The organism is Streptomyces sp. YPW6, from assembly GCF_018866325.1.
GTDB lineage: Bacteria > Actinomycetota > Actinomycetes > Streptomycetales > Streptomycetaceae > Streptomyces.
Genome location: NZ_CP076457.1, coordinates 3,625,874 through 3,642,623, shown reverse-complemented (window position 1 = coordinate 3,642,623; position 16,750 = coordinate 3,625,874). Strand labels below are relative to the sequence as shown.

The 16,750-nt window shown below is 71.9% G+C and carries 16 protein-coding genes; 3 read left to right on the top strand and 13 right to left on the bottom strand.

Annotated features, from left to right (window positions below; all coding sequences use genetic code 11):
- Positions 1 to 164: 164 nt before the first annotated feature.
- Both KME66_RS16155 and KME66_RS16150 read left to right on the top strand, forming a co-directional pair.
- Positions 165 to 1,757 (top strand): MFS transporter, encoded by a 1,593-nt coding sequence (locus tag KME66_RS16155; RefSeq protein WP_216323117.1) that lies wholly within the window; start codon positions 165 to 167, stop codon positions 1,755 to 1,757.
- A 332-nt stretch (positions 1,758 to 2,089) separates the two neighbouring features.
- The gene (locus KME66_RS16150; protein ID WP_216323115.1) at positions 2,090 to 2,833 is read left to right on the top strand and encodes a TetR/AcrR family transcriptional regulator; all 744 of its coding nucleotides are present in this window, start codon (positions 2,090 to 2,092) and stop codon (positions 2,831 to 2,833) included.
- Positions 2,834 to 3,065: 232 nt separating this feature from the next.
- On the opposite strand, the gene KME66_RS16145 is transcribed toward KME66_RS16150, so the two are convergent.
- The 5 genes from KME66_RS16145 to KME66_RS16125 form a co-directional block, all read right to left on the bottom strand.
- Positions 3,066 to 4,100: an NAD(P)-dependent oxidoreductase gene (locus tag KME66_RS16145; RefSeq protein ID WP_216323113.1), complete on the bottom strand. Its 1,035-nt coding sequence runs from the start codon at positions 4,098 to 4,100 to the stop codon at positions 3,066 to 3,068.
- A gap of 7 nt (positions 4,101 to 4,107) precedes the next feature.
- Positions 4,108 to 4,578, bottom strand: coding sequence for a PPOX class F420-dependent oxidoreductase (locus tag KME66_RS16140; RefSeq protein WP_073223159.1), 471 nt, complete (start codon positions 4,576 to 4,578; stop codon positions 4,108 to 4,110).
- Between the two features lie 147 nt (positions 4,579 to 4,725).
- The gene (locus tag KME66_RS16135) at positions 4,726 to 5,541 is read right to left on the bottom strand and encodes a YceI family protein (RefSeq protein WP_073223161.1); all 816 of its coding nucleotides are present in this window, start codon (positions 5,539 to 5,541) and stop codon (positions 4,726 to 4,728) included.
- A 470-nt stretch (positions 5,542 to 6,011) separates the two neighbouring features.
- Complete coding sequence (locus tag KME66_RS16130; RefSeq protein WP_216323111.1) at positions 6,012 to 8,552, bottom strand: MDR family MFS transporter; 2,541 nt, start codon at positions 8,550 to 8,552, stop codon at positions 6,012 to 6,014.
- Positions 8,553 to 8,583: 31 nt separating this feature from the next.
- On the bottom strand, positions 8,584 to 9,096 hold the full coding sequence (locus tag KME66_RS16125) for a MarR family winged helix-turn-helix transcriptional regulator (protein ID WP_073223165.1): 513 nt from the start codon (positions 9,094 to 9,096) through the stop codon (positions 8,584 to 8,586).
- Positions 9,097 to 9,532: 436 nt separating this feature from the next.
- Here KME66_RS16125 and KME66_RS16120 point away from each other — a divergent pair, with 436 nt between their 5' ends.
- Positions 9,533 to 9,748, top strand: coding sequence for a hypothetical protein (locus KME66_RS16120; protein ID WP_073223167.1), 216 nt, complete (start codon positions 9,533 to 9,535; stop codon positions 9,746 to 9,748).
- Positions 9,749 to 9,821: 73 nt separating this feature from the next.
- Here KME66_RS16120 and KME66_RS16115 read toward each other — a convergent pair whose 3' ends face one another.
- The 8 genes from KME66_RS16115 to KME66_RS16080 form a co-directional block, all read right to left on the bottom strand.
- Positions 9,822 to 10,712, bottom strand: coding sequence for a hypothetical protein (locus KME66_RS16115; protein WP_216323108.1), 891 nt, complete (start codon positions 10,710 to 10,712; stop codon positions 9,822 to 9,824).
- 343 nt (positions 10,713 to 11,055) lie between these two features.
- Positions 11,056 to 11,922: an RNA polymerase sigma factor SigF gene (locus KME66_RS16110; protein ID WP_018958648.1), complete on the bottom strand. Its 867-nt coding sequence runs from the start codon at positions 11,920 to 11,922 to the stop codon at positions 11,056 to 11,058.
- Between the two features lie 234 nt (positions 11,923 to 12,156).
- A complete protein-coding gene (locus KME66_RS16105) occupies positions 12,157 to 13,011 on the bottom strand; it encodes an RNA polymerase sigma factor SigF (protein WP_236726351.1) in 855 nt (284 codons plus the stop codon).
- A 258-nt stretch (positions 13,012 to 13,269) separates the two neighbouring features.
- The gene (locus tag KME66_RS16100; protein ID WP_216323105.1) at positions 13,270 to 13,563 is read right to left on the bottom strand and encodes a Dabb family protein; all 294 of its coding nucleotides are present in this window, start codon (positions 13,561 to 13,563) and stop codon (positions 13,270 to 13,272) included.
- Between the two features lie 10 nt (positions 13,564 to 13,573).
- Complete coding sequence (locus tag KME66_RS16095) at positions 13,574 to 13,738, bottom strand: hypothetical protein (protein ID WP_006126123.1); 165 nt, start codon at positions 13,736 to 13,738, stop codon at positions 13,574 to 13,576.
- A gap of 423 nt (positions 13,739 to 14,161) precedes the next feature.
- On the bottom strand, positions 14,162 to 14,482 hold the full coding sequence (locus KME66_RS16090; protein WP_236726352.1) for a transcriptional regulator: 321 nt from the start codon (positions 14,480 to 14,482) through the stop codon (positions 14,162 to 14,164).
- Complete coding sequence (locus tag KME66_RS16085) at positions 14,479 to 14,970, bottom strand: hypothetical protein (protein ID WP_216323103.1); 492 nt, start codon at positions 14,968 to 14,970, stop codon at positions 14,479 to 14,481. Before KME66_RS16085 ends, KME66_RS16090 begins: the two co-directional genes overlap by 4 nt.
- Before the next feature lie 77 nt (positions 14,971 to 15,047).
- Positions 15,048 to 16,202 (bottom strand): MarR family transcriptional regulator, encoded by a 1,155-nt coding sequence (locus KME66_RS16080; protein ID WP_216323100.1) that lies wholly within the window; start codon positions 16,200 to 16,202, stop codon positions 15,048 to 15,050.
- Positions 16,203 to 16,750: the final 548 nt, after the last annotated feature.

The window sequence follows — 16,750 nt, the reverse complement described above, 5'->3', positions numbered from 1 at the left end:
TCGGGTCCCGGCGGCGTGACCGGTCCGGCTCGACGAAATCGGCTTGTACGTCGTACAGGGCTGCCTTACGGTGTACAAGACCGAGTCCCGTACGCCGTACGACCGACCGGCCGCACGACCACCGACCACCACCACCACCGACGCCCGGAGAACGAGGAGCCCGCATGACGGCGCCCGCCGCAGAGCCGCCCGACACCTCCCACCAGAGGCATCCGCAACGCTGGCTGATCCTCGGCGTCATCTGCCTGGCCCAGCTCACCGTGCTGCTCGACAACACCGTCCTCAACGTCGCGATCCCCTCCCTCACCTCGGAGCTGCACGCCTCCACCGCCGACGTGCAGTGGATGATCAACGCCTACGCGCTGGTCCAGGCCGGCCTGCTGCTCACCGCGGGCAACTCGGCGGACCGCTACGGGCGGAAGAAGATGCTGGTCGTGGGCCTCGCCCTGTTCGGCGTCGGTTCGCTCGCGGCCGGGCTCGCCCAGTCCTCCGGCCAGCTCATCGCGGCTCGCGCCGGGATGGGCGTCGGCGGTGCGCTGCTGCTCACCACGACGCTCGCCGTCGTCGTCCAGATCTTCGACGAGACCGAGCGGGTGAAGGCGATCGGCATCTGGTCGACCGTCTCCTCCCTCGGCTTCGCGGCGGGCCCGCTGTTCGGCGGGTTCGTCCTGGACCACTTCTGGTGGGGCGCGATCTTCCTCATCAACCTCCCGGTCGCCCTGATCGCCCTGGTCGCCGTCGTGCGGCTCGTACCGGAGTCGAAGTCCGGCCGGGGGCAGCGGCCCGATCTGCTGGGCGCGCTGCTCTCCACGATCGGTATGACCGCCGCCGTCTTCGCGATCATCTCCGGGCCCGAGCACGGCTGGACGTCCGGTCGGGTGCTGCTGACGGCGTTCCTCGGCGCGGCCGTGCTGGCCGGGTTCGTGCTGTGGGAGCTGCACATCCCCAACCCGATGCTCGACATGCACTTCTTCCGGAACCAGAAGTTCGTCGGCGCGGTGGCGGGCGTGATCCTGGTCGCCTTCGGGATGACCGGCTCGCTCTTCCTGCTCACCCAGCACCTGCAGTTCGTCCTCGGGTACGGGCCGTTGGAGGCGGGTCTGCGGACGGCCCCGATGGCGCTCACCGTGGTCGCCCTCAACCTCACCGGGCTGGGCGCGCGGATGGTCCGGACGTTCGGCACGCCCCTCGTCATCGCGGCGGGGATGAGCTGCCTGGCGGCGGGGCTGGTCGCCATCGCGGTGCTCGGCGGGGGCGACGGCGGGTACGGCGGCATGCTGTTCGGCCTGATCGTGATGGGTGCGGGCGTCGCCCTCGCCATGCCCGCGATGGCCAACGCCATCATGAGCGCCATCCCGCCGGAGAAGGCCGGGGTCGGCGCGGGCGTCAACGGCACGCTCGCGGAGTTCGGCAACGGTCTCGGGGTGGCGGTGCTCGGCGCGGTCCTCAACGCCCGGTTCGCCGCGCTCGTACCGGCCGCCGTCGGCGCCGCCTCGCTGCCCGCGGCCCTGTCCGCCGCCGACGGGCCCGCCGCCCGGGAGCAGATCAAGGACGCGTTCGCCGCGGGCCTGGAGACCAGCCAGCTCGTCGGCGCGGTGGCGGTGCTGGCGGGCGGTCTGCTCGCCGCACTGCTGCTGCGCCGGGCCGAGCGGGTGGAGGCGGCGACGAAGCAGCCGGAGGCCGGGGGGCCCGGGGAGCCGGGGGCCGAGACTGCGCGGGCGGGGGACCGGGCAGACGTCACGGGACCGGCGGCATAGCATCGGAGACGACGCGCATACCGGACCGTCAGCGTCCGGTACGCCGTCTTCCGGCGGGCCCGAACGGCCCGGCGTTCGGCAGGACCGCTCGGTGGCCGATCCGAGCACGACGAGGAGAGTGCGCCATGGTGTCCGGGCCCGGTTCCGAACCCGATTCCGCGTCCGAGCCGGTGTCCGGGCCGAAGCCAGAGGGCGTGTCCGCACCCGGAACGGCTCCCGCGCCCGGAACGGCCCCCGCGCCCGCATCGGAGTCCGTGTCCCCTCCCTCTCCCCCTCCTCCTTCCACTTCCACTCCCGCGTCCGCGTCCTCCGGCAGCTCGGACGCGGCCGCCGTGCGGACCAGTGTGTGGCTGGGCGGCACGGCTCCCTCGCGCTCGCGCCGGACCGAGTCCCCCGCGGGGCTGGACCGTCGACGGATCACCGAGGCGTCGGTGCGGCTGCTGGACGCCGACGGACTCGCCAAGTTCTCCATGCGCCGGCTCGCCGCCGAGCTGGACGTCACCGCGATGTCCCTCTACTGGTACGTCGACACCAAGGACGACCTGCTGGAACTGGCGCTCGACTCGGTCTACGCGGAGATCGACCGGCCCCGCGAGGACGCCGACTGGCGGGACCGGCTGCGCGATCTGGCCCGCAGCTACCGGGAACTCCTCGTCCGCCACGTCTGGATCTCGCCCCTGGCCGGGACGTTCCTCAACATCGGCCCGAACTCCATGCTGTTCTCGTACGCGGTCCAGGACGTGATCCGGGACACCGGCCTCCCCCTGGAACGGCAGACGGGCGCGCTCTCCGCGGTCTTCCAGTTCGTGTACGGATTCGGCACCGTCGAGGGCAACTTCAAGGCGCGGTGCGACGCGACCGGGCTCACCCAGGACGAGTACCACCAGCAGGCGATGGGCACCATCCGCGCGGAGCCGCACCTGCGGGAGATCTCCGACTACTCCGACGAGATCATGGCGGCCCGGGGCGGCGAGACGGTCGAGGAGATGCGCGAGCGGGACTTCGGCTTCGCGCTGGACCTGGTCATCGCGGGCATCGAGGCGGTACGCGACCGGACGGGCTCCCCGTCCCGGTAGCCGACTGCCGGGTTCCGTGGTCCCGTCCGGGGCCTCGTGGGGTGTGCGCCCTGGTTCGTGGCCGTGTGTGTCCCGGCTTCGGTGGGTGCGTGCCGGGCTCAGGGTCGATACGTGCCGGGCTTCGCCGGGTGCCCGGCGTTCCGGCGGCCGCTCCCTCCCGGCGGCCGCCCAAGTCCCGGTGGCCGCCCCCGCCCCCGTGGCCGCCCCCAGTCCCGGTGGCCGCGTCCCCGGCTCAGTAGCCGCGTGCCGTGTCCACTGTCAGTCCGGGGCGGCGGCCCGCCGTCACGTCCTGCCAGCAGGCGGCGAAGTCCACGGCGATGTCCTCGTCGGTGGTGATCCCCGAGGAGTGCGAGGTGATGACCGTACGGGGCAGCTTCCACACGGGGTCCTCCGGCGCGGCCGGTTCCGCGGGCAGCACGTCCAGCACCGCCCGCCGCACCCGGCCGTTCCGCAGCGCGGTCTCCAGCGCCCCCATGTCCACGGTCGCGCCGCGTCCCACGTTGACGAACGTCGCCCCGCGCACCGCCGCGAACCGGTCGGCCCCGAAGAAGCCCCGCGTGGCCGCCGTCAGCGGGAGTGCGGAGATCACCCAGCGGGCCTCACCCAGCACCCCGGTGTCGTCGGCGGCCCCGGTCATCCGGTCGAATCCCGGCGGCACCGTGCGCTCGGTGCCCGGCCCCGGTCCGTACCGCGTGGTGCGGGCGACGCCCACGGTGCGGACCCCGCAGGCCTGCAACAGCCGTCCCACCGTCGCGCCGATGCGGCCGGTGCCGTAGACCAGCGCTGTCTGTCCGGCGACGAGCTCCGTGGGGAGACGCGCCCAGTGCGCGCGGGCGTGCTGCTCGGTGAACTCCGGTACGGCCTGGCATTCGGCGAGCATCCAGCCCAGGACGTACTGGGCCATCCGCTCGCCCATCCGGCCCACGGTCCGGGTCAGCAGCGCCGGGCCGGGCCACGGAGCCCCGGAGAGCAGCCGGTCCGTCCCCGCGGTGGTGCTGTGGAACCAGAGCAGCCGGTCCGTCCGCAGGGTGTCGGGCAGCGCGTCGCCCACGCACAGGAGGGGCGCGTCGGACGGCGGTGGAACGTCCGTCAGGGGCTCTGCGGCGCGCCCGGTGATCCGCTCCAACTCCCGTACCAGAACGGAGTCCAGCGAGGGGGAGACGAGCAGCAGGGCCCGTGCGAGGGCGTCGGGGCCGGGCGGCGGCGGGGGTGGCACGGGAAGCCCGCACGCGAGGGGCGAAGGGTGCTGCCCGGCGCTCGTGCTCATCGGGCGATCAGCTCCCCGGGGCCAGGTGGGCCGGGAAGCCGCCGGTGGCGACGGGGCTCCAGCGCTCGGGGGTGACCCGGATGATGGACTTGCCCTGCTTCAGCATCGCCGCCCGGTACTCGTCCCAGTCGGGATGCTCCCCCGAGATGTTCCGGAAGTACTCCACCAGCGGCTCCACCGACTCCGGGGCGTCGATGACCTCCGCCGCACCGTCGACCTGCACCCAGGGCCCGTCCCACGCGTCCGACAGCACGATCACGCTGACCCGCTCGTCGCGCCGCGCGTTGCGGGTCTTGGCGCGTTCGGGGTACGTCGACATGACGAGCCGCCCCGCGTCGTCCACGCCGCAGGTCAGCGGGGACCCCTGGGGGCGGCCGTCGGCCCGGGTGGTGAGCAGGACCGCCCGGTGCCGGGGGCGTACGAACGCCAGCAACTCATCAAGGTCCACCGTGGTGTTGGTCGCGATGTTCGGTGCCATGCCCACCACCCTACGGCCGGGCCGGACCGCCGGCCTGTCAGCGCCCCGCCCGTGCCCGGTCGGGGCCGCGGGGGTCTGTCAGCGCCCCGCCCGTGCCCGGTCCGGGCCGAGGGGCCCGCTGGAGTCCCGCCCGTGCCCGGTCGGCGGTCAGCCGGGCAGTGCCTCGCCCTGTACCGCCTGGATGTCCAGCTCCACGCGCAGGGTCGTGCCGATCGCCGAGATGCCCGCCTGGACGACCTGGTTGTAGTTCATCGCGAAGTCGTCCCGGCGCAGTTCGGCGGTGGCGTGGAAGGCGGCGCGCACCCCGCCCCACGGGTCGGGTCCGGTACCGAGGTAGGTCAGGTCCAGGTCGACGGGGCGGGAGACGCCGTGCATGGTCAGCTCACCGTGCACGGTCCAGCGGTCGGGGCCCGCCGGGGCGAGGCCGGTGGAGCTGTAGGCGATCTCCGGGTACCGGTCCACGTCCAGGAAGTCCGGCGAGCGCAGGTGCTTGTCCCGCATGGCGTTTCCGGTGTCGATGCTGGCCGCCCTGATCACCGCGTCGACCCGGCAGGCGCCGACCTCCTCGGCGATCTCGATCCGGCCGCCGAAGTCGGTGAACCGGCCGTGCACGCTGGAGATGCCCAGGTGCCGGGCGACCGCGCCGACCGAGGAGTGCGCGGGGTCCAGCGACCACGCGCCCGGCGGCGGCAGCTCCACCCCGCCCTGCCGGGCCAGCACGATCTGCCCGGCCTCGATCCTGCCGCTCGCGGTCACGAGGGCGGTGGAGGCCGCGGGGGCGTACCCGACCGCCGTGACGATCACCGTGTACGCGCCGGCCGTCAGGGAACCGTCCGTGCGGACGGCCCCGTCCTCGTCGGCCGCGGCCCGCAGCACCTGGGCGCCGGTCATGTCGGTGACCGTCACGACGGCGTGCTGGACCGCCCAGCCGTCCCGCGTCCGTACCTGTGCGCGAAGTCCCATCCGTATCTCTCCCAGCAGCCCTAGCTCGATGACTCGGTGACTTGATGACTCAATGACTCGATGGCTCGATGGCTCGACGACCCGCATGCGATGCCCCGCCGACCGCCGACCGCCGACCGCCGACCGCCGACCGCCGACCGCCGCCTGACGTACGAGACCTCGGCCCTCGACACTTCGGCGCACGACGCCTCGACGCCCGGCGCCCTGTCGGAGCGACGCACCGACGACCCACCGGAGCGGGTACCCCGACGACCCGCCGGAGCGACGGGACAGGGTGCACATGAGTCGGGCCCCGGGGCGGTCACGGCCGGCCGTCCCCTGCCTGCCGTACCCGCCACCGGGGCCCCTTCCACCCGGTCGCGACAGCCTCTCCGCTGGAAGTGCCGCCCGACCAGGGGTCTTCGCGATCCCTTCACGTGCTCACGCGCTCTTCACGTGAGCGCGTGAGCGCATGAGCACGTGAGGGGACGTCACTCGCCCGGGTGGGCGAGCTCGATGTCGTACCCGTCGACCCCCGTACCGCTGACGGTGAGGGGGCCCGCCACCGGCGGGTAGCCGGTCGCGATGACCGAGTACTCGCCCGCGTCCAGGTCGGTGAAGGCGTACGCCCCGTCCTCACCGGTCGTCGCGGTGGCGACCACGTTGCCCGCCGCGTCGACCAGGGTCACCCGGGCGTCGGCCAGCGGAGCTCGGGCGGACCCGGCCCGCACGACGCCCCGGACCAGCGCACCGGACCGCAGTGCGGCCTCGACGCGGGTGACTCCCTGGCCGCCGATCTCCACCGGCAGCGCCAGCGGACGGAAGCCGGGCGCGTTCACGGCGACGGTCACGGAACCCGGGATCAGCTCGCCGAAGGCGAACTCACCGGTCGGACCGGACGCGCCGGTGGCCAGCACGTCGCCCCGGACGTCGGTCACGATGACCATCGCACCGTCGACGGGTGCGCCGGACTCGGCGGCCCTGACGGTCCCGGCCAGTCCGCTCGTACCGGACAGCAGGATGTCGAAGGCCAGCGGCTCCTCGCCGACGACCACCGTGGACGCCTGCGGCTGGAAGCCGTCGGCGGAGGCGATCAGGACGTAGCTGCCGGAGCCGGGAGCGTCCAGGGTGTAGCCGCCGTCGGACCGGGCCACGGAGCGGCCGAGCTGCCGGCCGCCCAGCGAGATCAGGGTGACGGCCGCCTGGGCGACCGGGGCGCTCTCCGCCCCGCGCACCACCCCGTGGACGGGAATGCCGGAGGTGTCGTGCGGGGCCTTCGCGGTGTCGACCGCGGTGACCCCGGCCGCGCCCTCGGCGACCAGCCCGGCCGCGCCGACCGCGGCGGGTACGGGAGCCTCGGCCGTCTCGACGGCGGCCGGGACCGGAGCCTGCTCCGGCTCCTGCTCGGACGCCTCGGCGGGGGCGTCGTTCCCCGCGCTGGTCTTCAGGGCGACCTCCTTGATGAAGAGCGTCACGATGAAGGCGAGGAGCGCGGCCGGAGCGGCGTACAGGAAGACGTCGCCGACGCCGTGCCCGTACGCGGCCTCCATGACCAGCCGGAACGGCTCGGGCAGCTTGTCCAGGTCGGGGATGCCCCCGCCACCGGTGCCACCGTGGCCGAACTTGGCGGCCTCGGGGCCGAGCGCGGCGAGGCCGTCCTTGACGTAGTGGGTGACCCGGTTGCCGAGGACCGCGCCGAGCGCCGAGACACCGATCGCACCGCCGAGGGAGCGGAAGAAGGTGACGACGGAGCTGGCGGAACCGAGGTCCTCGGGAGCGACCTGGTTCTGCGTGGCGAGCACCAGGTTCTGCATCATCATGCCGATGCCCAGGCCCATGACGAACATGAAGACCGCGACGTGCCAGTACGGGGTGTCGTACCGGATCGTGCCCAGCAGCCCGAGCCCGGCCGTGACCAGGAAGCCGCCGGTGACCAGCCACGCCTTCCAGCGCCCGGTCCTGGTGATGACCTGGCCGGAGATCGTCGAGGAGAGGAAGAGCCCCCCGATCATCGGGATGGTCATGACGCCGGACATCGTCGGCGACTTGCCGCGCGCCAGCTGGAAGTACTGGCTGAAGAAGACCGTGCCCGCGAACATCGCGATGCCCACGAACAGCGAGGCGATCGAGGCCAGGGTGATGGTGCGGTTGCGGAAGAGGCGCAGCGGGATGATCGGCTCGGCGGCCCGCGACTCGATGAACACGAAGACCAGGCCGAGCAGGACGGAGCCCGCGACCATCACGTACGTCTGCCACGACAGCCAGTCGTACTTGTCGCCCGCGAAGGTCACCCAGACCAGCAGCAGGGAGACGGCGGCGCTGATGAAGAAGGCGCCGGCCCAGTCGACCTTGACGCCCTCGCGCTTCACGACCGGGAGCTTCAGGGTCTTCTGGAGCACGATGAGCGCGATCACCGCGAAGGGCACACCGACGTAGAAGCACCAGCGCCAGCCCATCCAGCTGGTGTCGGTGATGACACCGCCGAGCAGCGGACCGCCGACGGTGGCGACGGCGAAGACCGCGCCCAGGTAGCCGCTGTAGCGGCCGCGCTCGCGCGGGGCGATCATCGCGGCCATGACGATCTGCGCGAGGGCGGAGAGACCGCCGACGCCGATGCCCTGGACGACGCGGCAGGCGATGAGCATGCCGCTGCTGGTCGACAGACCGGCGACGACCGAGCCCAGGACGTAGATCACCAGGGCTATCTGGACCAGCAGCTTCTTGCTGAAGAGGTCGGCGAGCTTGCCCCAGAGCGGGGTGGTGGCGGTCATGGCCAGCAGCGAGGCCGTCACGACCCAGGTGTAGGCGCTCTGACCACCGCCGAGGTCGGAGATGATCTCGGGCAGGGCGTTGGAGACGACGGTCGACGACAGGATCGCGACGAACATGCCGAGCAGCAGCCCGGTGAGCGCCTCCATGATCTGCCGGTGTGTCATCGGCGTGCCGTCGGAGGCCTCGGGGGCGGTGCCGCCGCCGTGCCCTCCGTGCTTGGCGTGGCCGCCCCGCACACCGGTGGGTGTGGTCGTAGCCATTGAGTTCCTTATCCGTGCGTATGTTCTTCTGTTACACAGGTGTACGGGCGTGAGCCTCGTTGCCGAGGCCGTTCCTGCACTCGCCGGTGTGGCGTCCGGGGGCGCAGCCGCCGGATCCGCGACAGGCGAAGCTGTCGCGCAGCCGGGACAGCAGCGCGATGAGCAGGCCGACGTCGTCGTCGGACCAGTCCTGGAGGTTGTGGGCGAACACCTCGGTGGTCCGCCGGGTCAGTTCGTCGAGCTGCGCGTGCCCGCCGGGGGTCAGCCGCAGGATGCGGGACCGCTTGTCCGCCGGGTCCGCGGACCGCTCGATCCAGCCGTGATCGGCCACATGGGCCACGTGGCGACTGGTCACCGACATGTCCACGGACAGCAGCTCGGCGAGCCGGCTGATCCGCATCTCGCCGTGCCGGTCCAGGAGGGTCAGTACGGCGGCGGATCCTGCGGGGCACTCGGAGGGCAGTGCTCGGGCGAGCCCCCTCTTGACGGCCCCGACGGCGCTGAGCTGTCGGGCCAGTTCCTCGTAACTACTCCGTGCGGCCACGGGGACCCCCAACACGCTCACGACTATGTTGTTGCTTAGGGCAACGATAAAAGCTGTTGGTTGCTACAGGCAAACGAAAACGGCCTTGCAGAAGTAAAGGAACGCCAAAGCCTCCGTAGGGTCGGGGTCAAGCACGGCGTCACCGCGTCCGAGGCCCGCTCGACAGAGGATCTCCCCGCTCTCCTCCGCATGCTCCCCGTGGTCCTCTTCCCCGTGGCCCTTTTCCCCGTGGTGCCCTTACCTGCGGGCCCCCGCGCCCTCCGCGCTACCCCTCTGCACCTCGCGTGCGACCCTCTGCGGCGTCCGTGTGGTTCCCGACTCCGATCGCCCGGGGCGATCCCGGAGTGGTCCCGGGTGCGCCGCCGCAGGTAGGGCGGGGTCCCCCGGCGGCCCCGGGGGTTGGGCCGGGAGCCCGAGTTCGCTAGGGTCCTGCCCCATGGCACACAACCCCCACGCCCCTCAGCCGGGCCCCGAGGGCAACCACGACCCGGCGGGCAGCACGCAGATGTTCCGCGCCTTCGTCGACGAGGGCGAGCCGCAGCGCCGGCAGCAGCCCGCGGCGACCTCGTCCGGGCCGAGAGCCGGGGTGATCGCGGCCGTGATCGCGGTCGTCGTCGTCCTCGGCGCGGTGGCCTGGCTCGCCCTGGGCTGACGGGCGACCGTACGACGGCGGTGCCACACACGGCGGTGCCGCCGTCGCACTGGGGCGACACCCGTCGCGGCGGTCATTCCCATACGGCGGAGACGTCCTGCGCCTCGACGTGCATCCCCAGCGGGACCCGCCAGGACTCCACACAGACGGTGTACGTCTTCGAGCGCGTGGAGCGCGCGTCGACCGGGGCGGGCAGGGGCTGGGACGTGGTGATGGTCGCCCAGTCGATGCCGAGGGCGCCGATGATGTGCGTGGCGAAGGTGACGGTCCCCGAGCGCGCCGGGGAGCCTCCGGTGTTGCGGAACTCCACGGTCACCTTCTCGCACCACCGCTTGTCCGCCGCCGCCCGCTGGGGGGCGCTCAGCGTCAGCGCGGCCGGGGTCGCGGGCGGAGCGGGAGGCTTCGGGCTGCTGGGCGTGCCGGGACCCGGAGACGACGGGGTGCCGGAGCCCCCTCCCGGCGAGGGCCCGGGGCCGTCGCCGCCCGGCTTCGGGGGTACGGAGGGGGCTGCGGGCCGTGCTGGGGGCTTCTTCCCCGGCCGATCGGACGAACCGGCTGCCTGACGCCCGCCCGGTGCCTCCGTACGCGCCCCGCCGGATCTGCCCCGGGCGTTGCCGGGCGTGCCGGTGCCCGCGGGCGGCGGGGAGGCGGCACGCGGCGACGTGCCGCCGCCACGGCGCCCGTCCTCTGGGCTCCCTGCGCCCCCGCTCCCACGTCCGTTCCCGTTTCTGCTTCCGCTCCCGCCGTCGCGCTCGTCGAGGGGGGTGAGCGTCACGTCGCCCGAGGGGGCCCGGTCCGAGGGGGACTTCGAGCTGCCGGCGGCCGCGCCCACGGCCGTGTATCCGTCGCCGGGCCCGCTGCCGCAGCCGGACAGCAGGCCGGTGCCCACCAGGCACAGCGCGGCCGCCGAGGCGGCGATGGCGGTACCTCGGCGGCCGGTGGAGCCGCATGTCTGACGTCGCATCGCGTCAGTGTGTCTGACGTACCGTCAGATATGAACCCTCGTGAACCGCTTTTCCGTTCGTGGAACCCACTCGGCCCGCCGGCCACCGACCCGGGCGGCCCGCCGGCCACCGACCCGGGCGGCTCTCCGGGCATCGGGGCCGTCCGGCTGTCCGGCCATCCGCAGGTCGCCGGGATGGCCGGATGACCGCCTGTCCCATGGACCGGCTCCCCGGCCCTCCGGCCCTCCGGACGGGCGGTTGCCCGGCTCCCCGGCTCCCCGGCCCTCCGGACGGGCGGCTGCCCGGCTCTCCGATCGGCCGGCGCTCCCATCCTCCGGGCGGCCGGCCATCGGGCATTCCGGCTCAGTCGGCGATGAGCCCTTCCCTGAGCTGCGCCAGCGTGCGGGTCAGCAGCCGAGAGACATGCATCTGGGAGATGCCGACCTCCTCGCCGATCTGCGACTGGGTCATGTTCGCGAAGAAGCGGAGCATGATGATCTGGCGTTCGCGCGGGGCGAGTTTGGCCAGCAGCGGCTTCAGCGACTCGCGGTACTCGACACCCTCCAGCGCCGAGTCCTCGTACCCGAGGCGGTCCGCGAGCGATCCCTCGCCGCCGTCGTCCTCGGGGGAGGGGGAGTCGAGCGAGGAGGCGGTGTAGGCGTTGCCGACGGCGAGGCCGTCGACCACGTCCTCCTCGGAGACCCCGAGTGCGCGGGCCAGCTCCGGGACGGTCGGCGAGCGGTCGAGCTTCTGCGCGAGCTCGTCGCTGGTCTTGGTCAGGGCGAGCCGGAGCTCCTGGAGGCGGCGGGGGACCCGCACGGACCAGGAGGTGTCGCGGAAGAAGCGTTTGATCTCGCCGACGACGGTGGGCATCGCGAACGTCGGGAACTCGACGCCGCGTTCGCAGTCGAACCGGTCGATCGCCTTGATCAGGCCGATCGTGCCGACCTGGACGATGTCCTCCATCGGTTCGTTGCGGCTGCGGAACCGCGCCGCGGCGTACCGCACCAGCGGGAGGTTCAGTTCGATCAGTGTGTCCCGCACATAGGTCCGCTCCGGACTGTCCGTTCCCTCGGGGCCCGAGGCGGGGCCGAGCGCGGCGAGCCGCAGGAACAGGGAGCGGGACAGCGTGCGGGTGTCGATGGCTTCCGGCGAGCTGGTGAGCACGGCGGGTGCCGGCACGCTCTTCGTGAGCGTGAGCACCTTCGAGCTGCCCTGTTCTTCGGACATGCCACCCCCTTGAGGTCGCGGACGGTCGCGGTGGCCGCGACCATCGGAGGAACGCAGCCTCCACCTGAATACCGGAGGCGGGGCTGCGGCAAACGCGCTTCGAGCAGAATGTCACATGTCGGCAACACGCTGTAGTGACTTGTCGACAAGTCAGCGCCGAATCCGCCCTGGAAACAGGGGGTGTAGCCCGTTTGCGCCGCCGGAACCGCCCTGTGGACGGTCTACCCGTTCCGGTTACGCCTCGATCCTGTTTGCGGATCTCAGTCGGGCGAAACTTCGCGCGAGGAGCCTTGACACGTGCATCTGGGAGACGCCCAGTTCCGCGCTGATCTGAGACTGAGTCAAGTTGCTGTAGTAGCGCAGCAGGAGGATGCGCTGTTCGCGCTCGGGAAGCTGGACGAGGAGGTGCCGGACGAGGTCGCGGTGTTCGACGCCCGCGAGCGCGGGGTCCTCGTAGCCGAGCCGGTCGAGGAGGCCGGGCAGTCCGTCGCCCTCCTGGGCGGCCTCCAGTGAGGTCGCGTGGTACGAACGCCCCGCTTCGATGCAGGCCAGCACCTCGTCCTCGGAGATCTTCAGCCGCTCGGCGATCTCGGCGGTGGTCGGGGACCGCCCGTGAGCGGTCGTCAGGTCCTCGGTGGCGCCGGTGACCTGGACCCAGAGTTCGTGCAGCCGGCGGGGAACGTGGACGGTGCGGACGTTGTCGCGAAAGTAACGTTTGATCTCGCCGACGACGGTGGGCATCGCGAACGTGGGGAACTGGACGCCGCGCTCCGGGTCGAACCGGTCGATGGCGTTGATCAGCCCGATCGTGCCGACCTGGACGACGTCCTCCATCGGCTCGTTGCGGCTGCGGAACCGCGCGGCGGCGTACCGGACGAGGGGGAGGTTCGCTTCGATGAGGGCGGCCCGGACCCGGCGGTGCTCCGGAGTGCCCGGCTCCAGGTTCTTGAGCTGACCGAAGAGGACCTGCGTGAGTGCCCTGGTGTCGGCGCCGCGAGCCCGGGTGGGGCGCGCCGAGGGGTCCGGGGTCTCGGTCTGGATGTCCTCGGCCGGGGTGGCCGGGACGGCTTGAACGGCCTGGGGAGGCACTTGAGGCGCTGTACTGGCCGGCACGGTGACGCCACCCCTTTGCGGTCAACTTTGCGGTCAACTACGGTCAACTCATCCTTCAAAAGCGGTCATAGCATCACAAGACATGTCCACTGTGTGCAAGCACCCCATAGCACCGTGTTGACGGCATAAGTGCTTAAAAGGGGTGAAGGGTGTACGAAGAAACCCCCCGCCGGGACGGCGAGGGGTCGGGGGGAGCGGGGGCGGGGACCGGTCGGCAGGGCCCCGTGAGCGAGGTCAGAAGGGATAGTCCGCGATCACCCAAGTGGCGAATTCGCGCCACTGTCCGGCGGCGGCCTGGTGGGCCGGGTGCTCGACGTACCGCTTGAGCGCGTCCTCGTCGGCGACGGCGGAGTTGATGGCGTAGTCGTACGCGATCGGCCGGTCGGTGATGTTCCAGGCGCACTCCCAGAACTCCAGCTCCGGAATCTTCCCGGCCAGCTCCCGGAAGGCCCGGTCCCCGGCGACGACCCGCGGGTCGTCCCGCTCGACGCCGTCGTTCAGCTTGAAGAGGACCAGGTGGCGGATCATCGGGCGGCTCCTACTTCACCAGTTCTGACATGAAGTCACCGACGCTCTGCGCGGCGGTGGAAATGCCTTCGAACCCTACCTGGACCAGCTCGGCGGCCCGCTCGGGAGACATGATGATCGTGTACAGCACGAAGACCACCAGCATGTAGATGATGATCGTCTTTGCCTTCGCCACAACCGTGCCTCCCCGTCGACCTCACGTGCGATCGGGCGATTCTATCCGCACGCATGGCCGTATCCGGTGGCCGTTTTTGATCACTGATGCGGCTTTTAAGGACTTAGGACCCCGCCATCAAGGCCTTTCGCCGAACCCCGCGAGCCTCGCCGCCCGGCACGATGGATCACGAGCCCGACGGGACCAGGCAGGACCCGGAAGGCCGGAACAGGGCCTCTCTGTGGGGTCGGCCGCCGCGCGATTTCCCCCCTGACCGCGACGGACGACCAGCAGGCCCTGTTCCCACCGGGGGAAGCGGCTTGTCCCCCCGATGCCGCTTCCCCCGACCGGACCGTTGGCCCGGAGCGCCCGGCCGCCCGTATCTGCGCGGGCGGGCCGGGCGCTCCGCTGTCCGCCCACCGCTGTTCGCGACGTGCTGCCGATTCAGGAGGCGGGGTCTGCCGGCCCCACGATCGCGCGCAGTGCCGCGAGGTGCCCCCGATAGGCGTCGCGGCCCGGCCGGGTCAGGCGAAGCCATACCCGCTGCCGGGTCTCCCGGACGGCCTTGCGCTGCTCGACGTATCCGGCGTCCATCAGCACGCCGGCGTGCTTGCTGAGCACGGAAGCGGAGAGTCCCAGCTGTTTCTGTACGAGCCCGAACTCCGCCTCGCCCGCAGTGTCCAGCAGGGCGCAGATGCGCAACCGGTTCGGGGCGTGGATGGTGGCGTCGAAGCCGGTGGGCATCTCGTGGGCTTCGGGGCTCACGCGGACGCCCGGTGCAGTCGTACGAAGGCGAGGTGGAAGCCGACGGATGTCGCGGCCCCGATGAGCGAGGCCGCGATGAGCCACACCGCCGATCCGGTGGCACGGAAGGCGAACGCCGCCCCCACCAGCACCACGGGCAGTCCGGCCATGAGCGGCACGGTCGCTCGCTTGGGTAGTACGTCGAGCCGCAACGCGACCCCGGTCTTCTCCCGCCAGGTCCTGGCCGCGACGGAGAAGAGCACCCCGTACACCGCGGTGATCGCCACCATGATGCCCATCCAGGCCGGGCTCGGCAGCAGCCACGCCTCGTCGGCCATGACGCCCCCGGAGACGATCGGGAGCGCGGCGATGTAGAGCGTGAGTGCGGCAAAGAACCAGCTCGGCCAGGGCGTCGCCGAGAGCGCTGCGGCGGATGCCCGGATGCGCTCGGTGTCGGCCAGGGCGGAGTGGGCTTGCTCGGGCGTCGGTCGTCCCCCGTTGGTTTCCATGGTGGAAAGAGTAGCGGAGTGTTTCCATCATGGAAAGGGGAGTGTTTCCAGAAAGGAAAGCAAAGTCTGGGTGGTCCTCAGACGGGTTTGAGGAGGTGGCGGAGGTTGGCCATGTGGGCTTTGACGGCGGCGATCTGGGTGGGGTCGGGTGGGGAGTCGCCGGCAGTGGTGTGAGCCTGGTGGCAGGGGCGGCAGAGTCCGTCGGGGAGGGCTTGGGGTGGGCCGGGGCGGCCGCAGTCGGTGCATTCGACGAGGATCCGGCGGGCGGGGGTGGGGGTGTCGGCCGGGGTGCTTGCGCCGGTCGGCAGCCGGGGTGGGACCTTGTCGATGAGGCGGCGGCGGATCAGGCCGACGGGGGACTCGATCTGGGCGGGGAGTCCTGCGGTGAGGGCGTTGGTGAGGTAGTCGGTGGTGACGCCGCGGTTGAACCATGGCGCCACGAGGGGTTCGAGGGCGGCGCAGTCGTGGGCGGAGAGCGCGAGGCGGTGGTCGGCGCGGCCGAGGCGGGCGAGGGCGAGGTAGGCGGGGGAGGGCACCGCCCCCCTGGTGGGCGGTGCGGGTTCGGCATCCGAGCCCCGGGGTGGAGTGCGCTGGTGCGGTACGGCGGTGGGGGCGAGGCCCTGCTCAGCAGCAGCGCTCCCCGGCTGAGCGGGCGGTGGCGGTTCCTCGGACGGGGCCCACGGGGGCGGCGGAGTCGCGTCGGTGGCAGGGGCCTCTGCTGCGGTGGTGGGGGCCGGGGGCTGTGCGGGTGCTGCGGGTGCCGGGGAGGTGGGGGCTTCCGGTGCGGTGGTGGGGGCTGTGGGTTGCGCGGGTGTCGCGGTCCGAGCGGCGGTTTCGGTGGCGAGGTAGGTGGTCCACCATGTGTTGTCGCGGGCGGTGCGGGACCAGAAGGTGCGGAAGGCCCAGCGGGTTTCGTCGCCCGTGCCGACAGGGCACCGAACACGCCGCAGATGTCCGGCGACGGAGAGGGCGTTGAGGGAGGTGCCGATGGCCTGCTGGCCGTAAAGGGGGAGCTGCTTGGTGAGCTGTTTCACGCTCATCGCGGCCCCGTCGGGCAGGTGGTCCACGAACCCGGCGATGTACCGCTCACGGGCCGGGAGCAGGGCGAAGTCATGGGGCGTGCGGGGTTGTTGGTCCGGTGCGGAGCGTTTGCCGTAGCCGGGCTTGGCCATCGGGTACGCGGCGGAGACTGCGGGGACGGGCAGGGCGGAGCTAAGGTGCTGGATAGCCACGGGATCGTCCTTCTAGGTGCTCGATCTTGCGGTGAGACCCCGGCTGGTGCTCCAACACCGTGTCGGGGTCGTTCAGTTCTCGCACCGTAAGCGGCCGTTACGCTCCGCCGCAACTCGTCACGATTAGTCATACTGTCGGTCCGTGACGGGGTGGGGAGGGAGGGCGGGTTTTCCCAACCCCCTCTTCTCCATCCCGGTTAAAAGAAGGCGCTCGAACCCCGGGTCTCGCATCCCGACGCCCGGATCCCGGCACCCGAGCTTCGGGCCGGAGCCCCGTTCACGTACCCCCGGAAGAGTGACCCGACCGTCCCCGAAGCTCGACTCCTGCGGCCCGGGACCCGAGCTTCGGGACGGGCAACGTCAACCTCCGCTTGGTCTGTTGGAGGCTTCCCCGGTGGGAGTGACCGGGCTCCGTGGGGCAGGTGAAGCTGTTCAGCAGGCAGTCTCGGCCGACGTCGGGCTTCGCGGGACGGCGGTCCCGCGCCGGACCTTGCTCAGGATCCGTCCCTGAGGGCCAAGCGTCTGAGTCTGCGCTGCCGGAGCCGTTC